The sequence below is a fragment of the Paenibacillus sp. Paensp111 genome, from assembly GCF_059492195.1.
Map to the genome: position 1 here is coordinate 1,323,023 of NZ_CP168527.1, position 14,379 is coordinate 1,337,401.

Here is a 14,379-nt window from a genome sequence, read left to right on the forward strand (position 1 = left end):
CGTCCCCACTTCAGCCATACGGGAGATGATGAGGCATAATGATTCAGCATCGTAAATGGGCGATGGTTCTATCGCTAATCGGGATGGGACTTGGACAAATATATAATCGCCAGTTCATCAAGGGCGTTCTGTTATTGTTGGTACACCTGCTCGGTCTTCGCGTTGCCCTGTATATTCCAAGGGCGATATGGGGGATCACCACGCTTGGAGATCAGGCGGATCACCTGGAGAAGGTAGGAAGATTGTATGTCAATGTCAGGGGAGATCATTCGATCTTTCTCATGATCGAGGGGATGGTTGTTTTTCTGGCGGCCCTTGTCCTGCTCTGTATCTATGTACTGAATGCTCGTGATGCCTATCGGGTAGGCAAGCTGCGTGAGAGCGGCACAGCGGCACCCAGCTTCAGAGCAACTTTTCACCGGATCACCGGCCGTCATTTTCCTCATCTAGTAATATCCCTGCCTATACTGCTGGTGATGTTCTTTACCGTAATGCCAATTCTGTTCATGATTCTACTTGCATTTACCAATTACTCGTCCCCGAATTACCTGCCGCCAGCCAAGCTGGTGGATTGGATCGGTTTTGGCGGCTTCAAAGATATCTTCACGATTAAAGCATGGAACCACACTTTCTTCGGCGTTGTATTCTGGACGGTGGTCTGGACTATCTGCGCTACGCTCACTACGTTTATTGGAGGGTTCGGCGTAGCCCTGATGGTACAAAAGAGGGGAATCCGGCTTAAGGGTTTTTGGCGGACTTTGTTCATTATCCCCTATGCCATTCCCCAGTTCATTTCTCTGCTGATCATGCGGAATATGTTCAACGGGCAATTTGGACCGGTTAATCAATACTTGAAATATTTCGGTCTGAGCGGTTTGCCTTGGCTGACAGATCCCTTCTGGGCTAAATTGACCGTAATTATGGTGAACGTCTGGATCGGGTTTCCGATCACGATGCTCATGGTTATCGGGATTCTCTCAACAATATCCAGGGATTATTACGAAGCTGCCCAAATTGACGGAGCGAGCCCGTTCCAGCAATTCAAAGCAATTACACTGCCTACGGTCATGTTCTCCTTCGGGCCGCTTCTGGTCATGTCATTTGCCGGGAATATCAACAACTTCAATCTGATCTATCTGCTGACTAACGGAAACCCGGCGAATCCGCATTATCAGTCGGCAGGGGATACCGATATTCTGATTACCTGGCTGTACAAATTGACCATGGATACCGGTAAATACAATTACGCCTCCATTATTGGAATTTTCATCTTCATCCTTGTGGCATCCTTTGCCATTGTGAATATTCGAAGAACCAAAGCGTTCAAGGAGGATGATTTTAGCGTATGAGAACAGGAGCCAAGATACGGAGTCAGATCGGAAATCTGGCTTGTTATGCAGGATTGATTCTGGTTGGAGTAACCTGTATCTACCCAGCCTTATGGGTAGTCATGTCTTCCTTCAGACCCGGAACTGCACTCTATAGTGACCAATTGATTCCTTCAACCTTTACCTTGCAGCATTACAAGGATCTGTTCGATACGTATCCGTTTGCCCAGTGGTTTATCAATACAGTTAAAGTTGCATTCTTTACGATGATCTTCAGTACCTTTTTGGTCACCATTACGGGTTATGTTTTCTCCAGATTCAGATTCAGAGGACGCAAGAACCTGATGCTCAGTTTGCTGGTAATCGGCATGTTTCCCGGCTTTATGAGTATGATTGCAGTCTATATCCTGCTGATGCAGCTTCATCTGCTTAACACGCATTTCTCATTAATTCTTGTATATTCAGCGGGGGCGCCAATGGGATTTCTGTATGTAAAAAGTTACTTTGATACGATTCCTCAAAGTCTAATTGACGCTGCACGGATTGATGGTGCCGGACATTTTACCGTATTCCGAAGCATTATGCTTCCTCTATCCAAGCCCATGCTGGTGTACATTGCTTTAACCTCCTTCACGGGCGGCTTCGTTGATTTTATTTTTGCCAATATGGTGCTGAGCACGCCTGAGAAGCTGACCCTTGCGGTTGGACTTTTCCAAATTGTGCAGGGTCAATTTGCGACAGAGTTCACCCTGTTTGCGGCCGGATGTGTACTGGTAGCTGTACCGCTTACGCTATTGTTTGTGGCGCTGCAGAGATTCCTGGTGGAAGGGCTGACGGCCGGAGCGGAAAAGGGCTGACAAGAACTTCTGAATTGCACTATGAAAAGGAGCTGTTGAAATCATATGTTAAAGGAAGCGGTATATCACAGGCCCGGTGAATGCTGGGCATACGGGTATGATCCACATACGGTTCATCTACGCCTTCGGACGCGAAGAGGGGAGCTACTCACGATCCAGGTGCTGTACGGAGACAAGTGCAAGCCTTGGGATCACATGCAAATGGCAGAGATGAAGCCTCTGTCCAGTGACGAGCTGTTTGATTATTGGCAGGCAGAGATCCATCCCCCTTATGGAAGGCTTGCCTACGGTTTCCTCCTGACGGAAGGCGGCGAGAACGTATGGTTCACGGAAAAAGGGTTCCACAAGAGCCCGCCAACCGAGCACCTCGGACTGTTCGAGTTCCCCTACCTGCACCCGGTTGATGTACACTCTCCGCCCGAGTGGGTGAAGGAATCGGTATTCTATCAGATCTTTCCTGAGAGATTTAGTAACGGCGATGCGAGCAATGATCCGAAGCAGACGGAGATATGGGGAAGCAAGCCGGAGTATAACAATTTCTTCGGTGGGGATCTACAGGGCGTACGCGAACATCTGGATCACTTAACAGAGCTGGGAGTGAACGCAATTTATTTTACACCGATCTTTGAATCCCCGACCAATCATAAGTACGATACTCAAGATTACTTCCGGGTAGATCCGCATTTCGGGACGACAGAGACGCTGAGAGATTTGGTCAAGGACTGCCATGATAGAGGAATCCGCGTCATCCTTGACGGCGTGTTCAATCATGCAGGGTTTACCTTTCCATACTTTCAGGACGTGCTGGAGAAAGGCAGTGAATCCAGGTATTATGATTGGTTCCACGTTCAGGAATGGCCACTGCAGGTCAATGACGGCATCCCTACTTACAGAACTTTCGCATTCGAAAGGACAATGCCTAAGCTGAATACGGCACATCCGGAGGTCAGAGATTATTTCCTGAAGCTGGGGCGTTACTGGATTGAGGAGACGGATATCGACGGGTGGCGTCTGGATGTCGCCAATGAGGTAGATCATGCCTTCTGGCGGGATTTCCGCAAAGCGGTCAAAGAGGTCAAACCTGATGCCTATATCCTGGGAGAAGTGTGGCATGACGGGATGAGGTGGCTGATCGGGGATCAGTTCGACGGGGTTATGAATTATCCGCTGTGTAATGCAATCCTCGACTTCTTCGTCTTCGGACATGACGACGCTTATTCCTTCACGGCCAAGGTGGGCGGTTATTTAGCCCGCTATCCGCAGCAAGTAACTGAGGCATCGTTCAATCATCTGGATACCCACGATACAGTACGGCTGCTAACGCTGTGCAGAGACGATATCCGCAGGATGAAGCTTGCCGTGACCTTCCAGTTGACACATTCCGGGGCTCCAAGCATTTATTACGGGGATGAGATCGGCCTTGCCGGGGAATTTGATCCGGATAACCGCAGGACGATGATCTGGGATCCGGAGAAGCAGAACCGGGAGTTGTTTGAATTTTACCGGACTATGATTGCATTACGCCGGAAGCACACAGCACTATTTAACGGATCATTCCGCATTCAACGTGCCGAGAAGGGTTCGAACGTTCTTGTCTATGAGCGGCAGCATGGAGAGGAGCACTTAATTGTTGCGATGAATACGGGATCTGAGCAGGTGGATATCCAGGTATCTTTTGCGGCTGGGCGATGGCTTGATGTCTTCAGTGGTGAGGAGATACTGCTCTCCGCCGGAACCTGCCAGCAAATCCTGAATGCCTATGAATTCAAAGTCTGGTTGAATCATGTTCCGGTCAATCGCTAGACATTTAACGGATCTGAATTAGAAAAATAAGGAGAGTGGAGAGACGCATGCACACCAGTGAAGAAATTCATCCGGATCAAGTCGGAACCGAGGATAGGACGGCTTACCGGAGTCTGGGCCCTATGCTTAGCAGCAATGCGCTCGATTCGGGTGTGACTGTCCAGGGGAAGGCAGGAAGTCTCAGTTTCTGGAGGCTCACACCTCAAGTGATGAGAGTCGCCTGTTCGTTGCATGGCGATTCTGCGCATATGGTCCCGTCCCAGGCGCTGCTTCCGCAGCGTTCACTGGAAGGCTTTGAGATCCAGGATCAGCAGCGGGATTTGATTATACATGCTGGAGAATTTCACGTGGTCCTGGATAAAGAGACTTTATCTGTTCAGATTAGACACGGATCCGATCAGGACTGCGGGAAGTATTCGTTCAGTTACACCGGATCATGGCTCCGATGCCGGGGAGGCATGAAGGAGAAGACGGCCATCTTCGGACTGGGCGAGACGACGGGGTATTTGAACAAGCGTGGTGACCGCTATACGATGTGGAATACAGATATCCTTGATCCGCATGTACCGGATATGGAATCGCTCTATCAATCCATTCCGCTGCTGATTCAACATACCGGTCGAAGCTCGATGGGCCTGTTCATCGATCATCCGGGAAGGATGACCATCGATATGCGGGAGTCCGGCGAGGAGTACGACGTTGAGACGCTAGATGGTGAGATGGATCTCTATATGATTGCCGGACAAGATCTCCGCGAGATAGTGAGTTCATACACCGCCTTAACAGGACGAATGCAAATGCCTCCCCTGTGGTCGCTGGGCTACCAGCAGTCCAGATTCAGCTACATGAATCAGGAGGAAGTGCTTGAGCTGGCCAGAACGTTCCGAGCGAAGCAGATTCCGTGTGACGCTATCTATCTCGATATTCATTATATGGAGAATTACAAGATATTCTCATTCGATTCTGAGCAGTTCCCTGATCCGCAGGGGATGATGAAGGAACTTACGGAGATGGGGTTCCGTGTTGTTCCGATTGTCGATCCCGGGGTCAGAGTAGAAGAGGGCTATAACGTATATGAGGAAGGGGTTGCGGAGGGACACTTCTGTCATTTCCCGGATGGGGAACTATACAGCGGAAATGTCTGGCCGGGACCTAGTGTGTTTCCCGATTTCACGGAGGATCGGACCCGAGCATGGTGGGGAGCCCTGCACCAGTTTTACGTGGATCATGGGATCAGCGGGATCTGGAATGATATGAATGAGCCAAGTGTCTTTAATTCTCCGACGAAAACCATGGATGAAGATGTTCTTCACGGGAACAACGGCCAGCCGAGAACTCACGGAGAATTACACAATCTATACGGAATGCTCATGTGTAAGGCGACGAAGGAAGGCCTGGATCAACTGCTGCAGGGTGAGAGGTCCTTTGTCTTGACACGCGCGGGATACGCCGGAATTCAGCGTTATGCAGCCGTGTGGACCGGGGATAACCGCAGCTACTGGCAGCACATGGAGATGTTTATGGCGATGGGGATGAATCTGGGGTTATCAGGTGTCGCCTTTTGCGGGGCGGATGTTGGAGGGTTTATGCATCATGCTTCGGGAGAGCTGCTGGTCAGGTGGACACAGCTGGGGGCATTTACCCCATTCTTCAGGAATCATAGCGCTATTGAGACGAGAAAGCAGGAGCCATGGACGTTTGATGAGCAGGTAGAAGAAATTTGCCGTAAGTATATCGAACTTAGATATGCTTTACTACCTTACCTGTACACTTTGTTTCATGAAGCATCTGAGACCGGACTGCCAGTCATGCGGCCACTCGTGCTTGAATATCCGCAGGACAGTCAGACGTTCAATCTATCTGATCAATTCCTGCTTGGAGATCAAATGATCGTTGCACCGATCTGCAGGCCGGGCGCCGAACATCGATCCGTCTATTTGCCGGAGGGCATATGGTACGATTACTGGACTGGCTCCCGGCACGAGGGGGGCCGCCACCATTTAGCCCATGCTGGACTAGACAGAATTCCACTCTTCGTGAAATCCGGCGCTGTCATTCCGATGACGAGTGGACTACGGCATACCGAAGGGGCGGTTTGGTCCAATCTGAATATTCATATCTATGGCAAGGGTATGGGAACAGATCCCGGGCGATCCGTTACGGGCGAATATACGCTGTATGAAGATGATGGGATTACTCACGCATATCAGGCAGGAGAATTCAGCCGTCTCAAGATTAATTATCTGGAAAATAACGGTGTGATGGAGATCAGCGCAGGTTATGATTATGCGGCTATCTCGGGCTCAGGGAATGAACGGGAGATTCTCTTTACGATTCATCAGCTCTCCTTCGTTCCAACGCAGATCGAAGGATTGAATGAGACTCTCAGCCTCCCACATCTTGAGGTGCAGACAGCAGGATGGTATTATGACAGACAGGGCAATCATCTGTTTGTTAAAGTGCTGTTATCGGCCGGGCACGGAGTAAAGATCTCTGTCTTAAGATGATACCCTGCCATGATTCATTCTCTGGATGGAGTAATGGGTCTAACGTATATGGGGGGTTGAAAGTAGATGCTTAATCAATTTTCCCGGACAGAGCTGGCAATCGGTCCGGAGGGCTTAGATATTCTGAAGAACAGTACGGTTGCTGTTCTGGGCATCGGGGGCGTGGGTTCGATCGCTGTCGAGTCGCTGGCCCGGGCTGGGGTTGGCCGAATCATTCTGATTGATAAGGATGTCGTAGATATCACGAACGTGAACCGCCAGATTCATGCACTAACCACAACGGTGGGTCAGAGCAAGGTGGATCTGATGTGTGAGCGCGTCAAGCTGATTAATCCGGAATGTGAGACGGTTGCGCTTAATATGTTTTACACGGAAGAGACGTACGAAGAGCTGTTCAAATACGATTTGGATTACGTGCTTGATGCTTCGGACACGATTATTTATAAAATCCATCTGATCAAAGAGTGCCGCGAGCGCGGTATTCCGATCATCTCAAGCATGGGGGCGGCCAACCGGATGGACCCGACCAAGTTCCAGGTTGCCGATATTTCGAAGACCCATATGGATCCGATGGCCCGGGTTATCCGCGGCAAGCTGCGGGAGATCGGGATCAAGAAAGGCGTTAAGGTGGTGTTCTCCACAGAACCTCCGGTGAAACCTCGGGAAGACGTTATTCAGAAAATTGTTCCCGAAAATGCGCCGGATCGCCGTAAAGCCAAGCAGCCGCCTGCTAGTATCTCCTTTGTTCCGCCGGTGGTAGGACTGATTATGACTAGTGTAGCGGTTCGGGAAATGCTGGAGACAGGCAGGAAATAAAAGATGAATGAACTGCTCGCACGCAAGCTGAGGTTACCTGCTCAGGGAGAACTGCTCATACTTAACCCGCCGGATGGCTACCTGCAGGATTTAGAATTGGATAATCAAGTTACAGAGTATGCGGAACTAGGGGCACAAAGCTGTGACTTTGTTCAGGTCTTTGTTCATTCTGTCCGAGAAGTGGATGAACTGGCTCCCATTGCAACTCGCACTATCAAGGATGACGGACTGCTGTGGTTCTGTTACCCGAAAGGCGGGGCTAAGGCGGGAACGGACCTGAACAGGGACAAGGGCTGGGACACGGTAAGAGCAATGGGATACGAGGGCGTCTCGCTCATTGCGATTGATGACAAGTGGTCTGCTATGCGTTATCGTCCCGTGGGAGCTGGAAGATCAGCTCCAGGAAAAAGCCGGAATGCTGGAAATCGAGTGCAGAAAGAAGCCAAAGCGCCTTCTATGCCTGAGATCATTCCTGCCGATTTACTAAGGCTGCTGGATCAATCTGCTGAGGCTTCAGCATTTTTTGGCGGCCTTGCTCCTTCACATCGCAAAGCTTATATCCAATGGATTGAGGAGGCAAAGCGGCCAGAGACGCGTGAAGCCAGGGTTCGCAAGACCATTGAGAAATTAACACAGGGCCAGAAGAGACCTTAAATAAGTTGATTTTAAGAATTACTTATAGGCAAGAGTGTGAAATGATTCTGGAGAAGCGGAGCGTTCGCCTTTGTGATTAGACTTCTACCTATAAAAATTCAATTAAGAAGTCTGAGAACAACAGCGATCGTAGGAACATTTCATACGGCTGACTAATATGTAAATCATTAGCTTAACTTATATAGCCGTTAAATTTAGCAGGCTGAAATTGGGACGACCGTGTCCGGAGTTATCCGGAGCGGTCGTTTTCATTTGGCTTCGCATGAACGAAATCCCATGATCGCTTTTTCGCGGGCCGAATGGTATACTTAAAATCCTTTTTTACAAAATTTATCTTAGGAGGTAACTGAAATGGAAAATTTTCAAAGTGCCTATCAAGAAGAGAAGGAGCGGCTTGACCGCACCTTGGACACGATAGACCAAGAACTGATGAGATTGCGCGGCATTCCGGTATATACGGGGCATGACTATACTGAGCAGGTGCTGGAGGCGGGGCGGGACACGCAGCGCAGGCAGCTCGCCCAGTCCGGACAGGAGCCGTACTTTGGAAGGCTCGATTTCGAGGAGCAGGGCGGAACCCGAACCCCTCTGTACATTGGCAAGGTAGGGGTGGGCGGAGATACCGCGCAGCCCATGGTCATTGACTGGCGGGCACCGGTAGCCAGCTTGTTCTATTCTTTTACCGGGGGAGACTTGGCTTCTTATGAGGCGCCTGAAGGGCTGATCGAAGGGCTCGTCTACCTGAAGCGTAATATCGTAATCCGCAAGCAAATCCTCGAGCGGGTGGTCGATACGTTTAACTCGGAAGAAGAAGGACCTGCCGTGTCGGATGAATTCCTGCTCTACCGGCTGGGCGAGAACAAGGACAACAAGCTTAGGGATATTGTATCCACCATTCAGGCTGAGCAGGATCAGATTATTCGTGCGGGCAAGAACAGCGCACTGATCATCCAGGGTGTAGCGGGGAGCGGGAAGACGACAGTCGCCCTTCACCGGCTGGCTTACCTGCTATACCAATATAAAGAGCAGATTTCTGCGGAGAAAATGATTATTTTTGCACCTAACCGTATGTTCATCAATTATATTTCCGAAGTGCTTCCCGAGCTTGGAGTAGGGGATATCCAGCAGAATACGTTCAGTGACTGGGCTTCCAGGGTACTGGGTCTGGATGAAGCTCCGAGTGACGGGCCTGAAGCTTTGACGGCATGGTTCGATCATACCTTGCAGAACGGGCTGGACGATAGCGAGCTACCAGGAAGGTTCAAGGGTTCGCTATTATTTCGTGATCAGCTTGACCGGTTCGTACAGCAGCTGGAGTCAGCTTGCCTGCCTGAGGAGGATTTCGTGCCGTGGGACGGAGCAAAGCTCCCGTTGAGAACGATTAGGGAATGGTATGAACAAGAATACAAGCCTTATCCCATTGCCAGACGCAAGGAGAGAGTGCTTGCGCGTATTCACCGCTGGGTGGAGATGGAGCTGAAGAAATCCCCATCCGCAGCGGCGCTGAAGGAACGTAAGTCCAAAGCTTCGCAAAGGGAGAAGGCTTACGCCAAAAAATGGCCGGATCTCACCCCACTGGCCCTGTACAAAGCTTTTGTAGGGGTCAAGAAAATGCAGGGTCTTAAGCTTGAAGATATCGCAGCAGATATACCCAAATCCATTCTCAAAGTGACCCAGGCCAATCTCAAGAAGAATATCATCAAGGAAGAGGATCTCCCGGCACTTCTGTATCTGTTCACCCGCGTGGATGAGATCGATGGGAACCTTCGCTTTGACCATGTCGTGATCGATGAAGCCCAGGACTTCTCTCCGTTCCAGATCGCAGTGCTGGACCGGTTCTGCAAAGGACATTCCTTTACGATCCTTGGCGATTTATCCCAGGGTATCCACTATTACAAAGGAATCAGGGAATGGGCCGAGATGCAGGTGCTGTTCAAGCCGGAAGAGACGGCCTATTTCGCGCTTACCCGGAGCTACAGGTCCACGATGGAGATTATCACCTTTGCAAATGATATCTTGAGACGTGGTGTGGGCACCGATCTTCTGGCTGTACCTGTATTCCGGAGCGCGGAACCGGTGCGGATCATCCAGGCCGCAGGAGCAGAACGCCTCTCTATAATTAGAAAAGCCCTGGGCCGAATCCAGGACGGTCCTTACAGGACGGCGGCCTTGCTCACCCGGACTTTAGGCGATGCACAGCAGCTTTACGATGAACTCAGTGGGCTTGGGTACGAGCTGAACTTGATTGACGGCCGTAAAAGCGAGTACGAGGGGGGAATATCGGTACTTCCCGTATATCTCTCCAAAGGGCTGGAGTTCGACGCGGTAATCGTGACCGATGTCGATGACGATCACTACGGTGAGCAGGATGCCAAGCTGCTGTACGTAGGCTCAACCCGGGCGCTGCACGAGTTATGGCTGCTGCACGGGCAGACCCTGCCTGCTTATGTTACGGCAGATGATCCTGAGATTGCGGTTACAGCGTGGCCGGATAAGTAGACACAGTAAAGGGCCTTCCCCAGAGGATGTAGGATAACATCCCTTAAGGAAGGCCCTTTATTATATGGCTTCACGGCTCAGGAACGATAAGAGGAATTCAGCGTTCCGGCATTGCTGAACCCGCCATTCACAGCCTGTTTCTGTTCCGAATGTCTGGCTGCTGAGCGCATTTTGGTAATGATTTTACGAATACTGTCTATGGATAAATGATAAGCTGCCGCAAGCTCTGGCGCTGAGAGCCCTCCGCAGTAGGACTTGAAAATCTCCTCATTACGACGCGCGATCAGCTTGCGTGATCCACTGACTTCGCCCCATGGGGCCCGTTTGCTTTCCAGCTTGGGCACATATACGAGTTCGCCCTGAATATAATGCTGCAATTCCTTCAGCAGCCTAGGGGGAAGCACATCCTTCCCGTTTCTGTAATTCACGTTCAATTTCCTCCTTAAATCGTTGTCCGTCCGCGTAATTCTTAGCGATAAAAGTCACCATTGCCGTGATCCTCCTTTCGTATTTTAAAATCATCAATGTTATAGGTTCTTATATGTGAGATGTTTGGGACCCAAGTGAGAAAATAATTATGTCTGATCTACCGGGAAACTTCGGATGGCACACAATAATTGAATCATTTTCAGCACCTCTTTCCAGAGTTATGTAATTTATATTAAGAATAACTTATAGTCCATCGTAAAAACAACCACTTCGCAATCTAACTCGACTGGATCAGTCCACCCCTGCTGCCTGTAAAAATTAAAAGGGAGGCCTTGCGGCCTCCCGACTTGTAGTTCCGCTTACGCGGAAGCCACCTCATTCACTGTGATCAATTCGATCAGCCCCCTTTCCCAGCTGTTTTTGTCGGCCCGACAACTATATTAACTCATATCCCGAGGAGGGAATAAAGTGAAAGAATAGTTATAAATGTTCTTTACGGTTACTTGCTGGGTTAAGAACAAACATCAGTTCGGAATACGGGCTGTACTATGATAAAATAATAGAAACTGGCAAGTAAGGTAAGGATGTGAGTAATCATGGATTTATTCTCATACGGAAGGGAATCGGACCCGGGGACACGGCTGCTTGCCGACCGGATGCGTCCGACCCTACTTGATGAATATATTGGACAAGAACATATCATAGGCCCGGGCAAGCTGCTCAGGAGAGCTATTGAGGCTGACCAGGTCTCTTCCATTCTGCTATATGGTCCGCCGGGCTGCGGCAAGACTACGTTAGCCCATATCATTTCGAACCAGACCCAGGGCGAATTTGTGCGTCTGAATGCCGTAGATGCATCAGTGAAGGATGTCCGGGCAGTCATAGAGAAGGCACAGACGGACAAGTCCATGTATGGTACGAAGACAATTCTGTTCCTTGATGAGGTGCACCGATTTAACAGCTCAAGACAGGATGCATTGCTGCCCGCTGTCGAGAAGGGCACGATCGTCTTCATCGGAGCTACGACGGAGAATCCGTTTCACTATGTGAACGGAGCCTTGCTCAGCCGCTCGACGCTGTTCCAGCTGGAGCCGCTGACCAAGGAGCATTCGCTGATCGCCATGAAGAGGGCGCTGTCTGACCCCGACAAGGGCCTTGGCTATATGAAGCTGCAGGTGGATGAGGAAGCGCTGGAGCACATTGCCTGGGTGTCGAACGGCGACATCCGCAGGGCGCTCAATGCGCTGGAGCTGGGTGCGCTGACGACCCCGCCGCAGGCGGACGGCAGCGTGCATATCACCTTGGACGTGGCGGAGGAATCGATCCGCCGTCCCATTGTCAAAGCCGACGAATCGACACAGTACGATGTCTTGTCGGCCTTCCACAAGAGCATCCGCGGCTCCAGCGACGCGGCGCTCTTCTGGTTCCTCTATGCCGTCGAGAAGCTCGGCATGGACCCCATGGTGTTCCTGCGGCGGCTGATCGCAGCCAGCAGTGAAGACATTGGCCTGGCTAATCCCCAGGCCATGGTGCAGGCGGTCAGCGCGCTGGACGCTTACCGCAATAACGGCTGGCCGGAGGCCAAGCTGAACATTGCGCAGGCGATTCTGTTCGCGGTGGAGAGCCCCAAGTCAAATGCGGTGTATACCGCAATCTCCAAAGCCATGGGCGCGATGGACCGCATGCAGTCCGCAGAGGTTCCTCTGCATCTGCGGGATGGCCATTATTCAGGCGCCGTGAAGCTGGGGCATACCGGATACAAGTATCCACACGATTATCCGGGTCATTATGTGAAGCAGGACTACCTTCCGCCCGAGCTTGCCCGGGCCGTCTTTTATGAAGCGACGGAGCAGGGGAACGAGAGTAAGATTAGGCATAATCAGGAGCTCAGACGCGGGCAGAACCGGGAGAACGGACGAAGCAGCTGATCGGCTGACTTCGAACTACCTGAAACTACCTGAGCTAACCGAAACATTTGAAAGCCCTGGATAACTGAAACACCTGAACTATCAGAGCCAACAGAGCTACCCGCAACATCTGAACGTCCTGGACGACTGAAACACCAAAAACACCAGGCCACCCATTATCCAGCGGGTCTGGCCCTACAGGACAGGGAAGCTTAAGCTATCCCCAAATCCAAATCATAAAGAAGCCATTCCAGCTCGGATAAGAATCTGAGGGAATGGCTTCTTTATTAATTATTTATTCAAATGGAGTTCTTGCTGAACCACTTTCTCAACAACATCTATAGTACCGCCGCCGAGACACACATCACCATCATAGAATACGACAGCTTGCCCCGGCGTGATTGCTTTTTGCGGCTGTTCAAAGGCAACATGAACATTGCCGTCTTCGCGAAGAGTTAGAGTCACGCCTTGGTCCGGCTGACGGTAGCGGAATTTGGCTGTGCAGTGGTAGGAGTTCTTCGGCATATGTTGATTGCCGGCGATCCAGTTCATACCGGAAGCGATGAGCCCGGTCGAATACAGGCTTGGATGCTTGTCTCCCTGTACGACATAGAGAATGTTTTGCTCCAGATCTTTATCAGCGACGAACCAAGGTTCACCGTTACCTGATCCTGTTCCGCCAATACCCAGCCCTTGACGCTGACCCAGTGTGTAATACATAAGCCCATCATGACGGCCTTTGATCTCGCCTGTAGCGATGTCTACCATATTACCTGACTTAGCCGGAAGGTATTGACTCAGGAATTCCCGGAAATTCCGTTCCCCGATGAAGCATACGCCAGTGCTGTCTTTCTTCTTAGCCGTGTAGAGACCTGCCTCCTCAGCAATTCGCCGAACCTCCGGCTTAGGGAGATGTCCAATTGGGAACATTGCTTTGGACAGCTGATCCTGATTCAGGGCATTGAGGAAATAGGTCTGATCTTTATTCGAATCGACCCCGCGCAGGAGCTGGAAGTGGCCGTCCTGCTCCACCACGCGAGCATAGTGCCCGGTTGCCACGTAATCTGCACCCAGATCCAGCGCCTTGTTCAGGAATTCGCCGAATTTAATCTCGCGGTTGCACATAACGTCCGGGTTTGGCGTACGCCCGCGTTTGTATTCTTCAAGGAAGTAGCTGAACACTTTATCATAGTATTCTTTCTCGAAATTAACTGAATAATAAGGGATGTCAATTTGCTCACACACCCGGCGGACGTCTTCAGAATCCGCTTCAGCTGTACAATGTCCGAATTCATCGGTATCATCCCAGTTCTTCATAAATATGCCGACAACATCATAACCCTGCTGTTTGAGCAGGAGCGCGGTTACAGAGGAGTCAACGCCTCCCGACATCCCGACAACTACCCGGGTTTCACTGTTGGTTTTGGACATGAATATCACTCCTTTAAAGAATGTTAGAAAATGTAAAAAATCTAAGTGAACATCGCGATTTCTTTTCCAAAATCGCTGGAGATATGTTACGATAAGCTGAGATCAAAGATCGGAATAGGGCGATATAACACGTATATTTCTGTTGAAA

The 14,379-nt window shown here is 50.4% G+C and carries 10 protein-coding genes; 8 read left to right on the plus strand and 2 right to left on the minus strand.

From position 1 onward, the window contains the following. The first annotated feature begins 38 nt into the window (after positions 1 to 38). From ACEN86_RS06215 to ACEN86_RS06245, 7 genes are all read left to right on the plus strand, one after another. Positions 39 to 1,349 (plus strand): carbohydrate ABC transporter permease, encoded by a 1,311-nt coding sequence (locus ACEN86_RS06215; RefSeq protein ID WP_495633452.1) that lies wholly within the window; start codon positions 39 to 41, stop codon positions 1,347 to 1,349. Beyond that, positions 1,346 to 2,185 carry a sugar ABC transporter permease gene (locus ACEN86_RS06220; RefSeq protein ID WP_495633453.1) on the plus strand — a complete coding sequence of 280 codons (840 nt, stop codon included), beginning with the start codon at positions 1,346 to 1,348 and terminating at the stop codon, positions 2,183 to 2,185. Before ACEN86_RS06215 ends, ACEN86_RS06220 begins: the two co-directional genes overlap by 4 nt. Positions 2,186 to 2,230: 45 nt before the next feature. Then, complete coding sequence (locus ACEN86_RS06225; protein ID WP_495633454.1) at positions 2,231 to 3,988, plus strand: alpha-glycosidase; 1,758 nt, start codon at positions 2,231 to 2,233, stop codon at positions 3,986 to 3,988. Between the two features lie 47 nt (positions 3,989 to 4,035). Then, positions 4,036 to 6,495 (plus strand): glycoside hydrolase family 31 protein, encoded by a 2,460-nt coding sequence (locus tag ACEN86_RS06230; RefSeq protein WP_495633455.1) that lies wholly within the window; start codon positions 4,036 to 4,038, stop codon positions 6,493 to 6,495. 66 nt (positions 6,496 to 6,561) lie between these two features. Next, entirely contained in the window at positions 6,562 to 7,311 is a 750-nt protein-coding gene (locus ACEN86_RS06235) for a tRNA threonylcarbamoyladenosine dehydratase (protein WP_495633456.1), read from the plus strand. 3 nt (positions 7,312 to 7,314) lie between these two features. Next, positions 7,315 to 7,965 carry a YdeI/OmpD-associated family protein gene (locus tag ACEN86_RS06240; RefSeq protein ID WP_495633457.1) on the plus strand — a complete coding sequence of 217 codons (651 nt, stop codon included), beginning with the start codon at positions 7,315 to 7,317 and terminating at the stop codon, positions 7,963 to 7,965. A gap of 351 nt (positions 7,966 to 8,316) precedes the next feature. Beyond that, positions 8,317 to 10,464 (plus strand): HelD family protein, encoded by a 2,148-nt coding sequence (locus ACEN86_RS06245; RefSeq protein WP_495633458.1) that lies wholly within the window; start codon positions 8,317 to 8,319, stop codon positions 10,462 to 10,464. Between the two features lie 77 nt (positions 10,465 to 10,541). Here the strand turns inward: ACEN86_RS06245 and ACEN86_RS06250 are convergent, their stop codons facing one another. Continuing rightward, on the minus strand, positions 10,542 to 10,892 hold the full coding sequence (locus tag ACEN86_RS06250) for a CD3324 family protein (protein ID WP_495633459.1): 351 nt from the start codon (positions 10,890 to 10,892) through the stop codon (positions 10,542 to 10,544). A 597-nt stretch (positions 10,893 to 11,489) separates the two neighbouring features. Between ACEN86_RS06250 and ACEN86_RS06255 the strand changes: the two genes are divergently transcribed. Continuing rightward, on the plus strand, positions 11,490 to 12,821 hold the full coding sequence (locus ACEN86_RS06255) for a replication-associated recombination protein A (protein ID WP_495633460.1): 1,332 nt from the start codon (positions 11,490 to 11,492) through the stop codon (positions 12,819 to 12,821). Positions 12,822 to 13,091: 270 nt separating this feature from the next. Here ACEN86_RS06255 and mnmA read toward each other — a convergent pair whose 3' ends face one another. Then, positions 13,092 to 14,231 carry a tRNA 2-thiouridine(34) synthase MnmA gene (gene mnmA, locus ACEN86_RS06260; RefSeq protein WP_495633461.1) on the minus strand — a complete coding sequence of 380 codons (1,140 nt, stop codon included), beginning with the start codon at positions 14,229 to 14,231 and terminating at the stop codon, positions 13,092 to 13,094. Between the last annotated feature and the right edge of the window lie 148 nt (positions 14,232 to 14,379).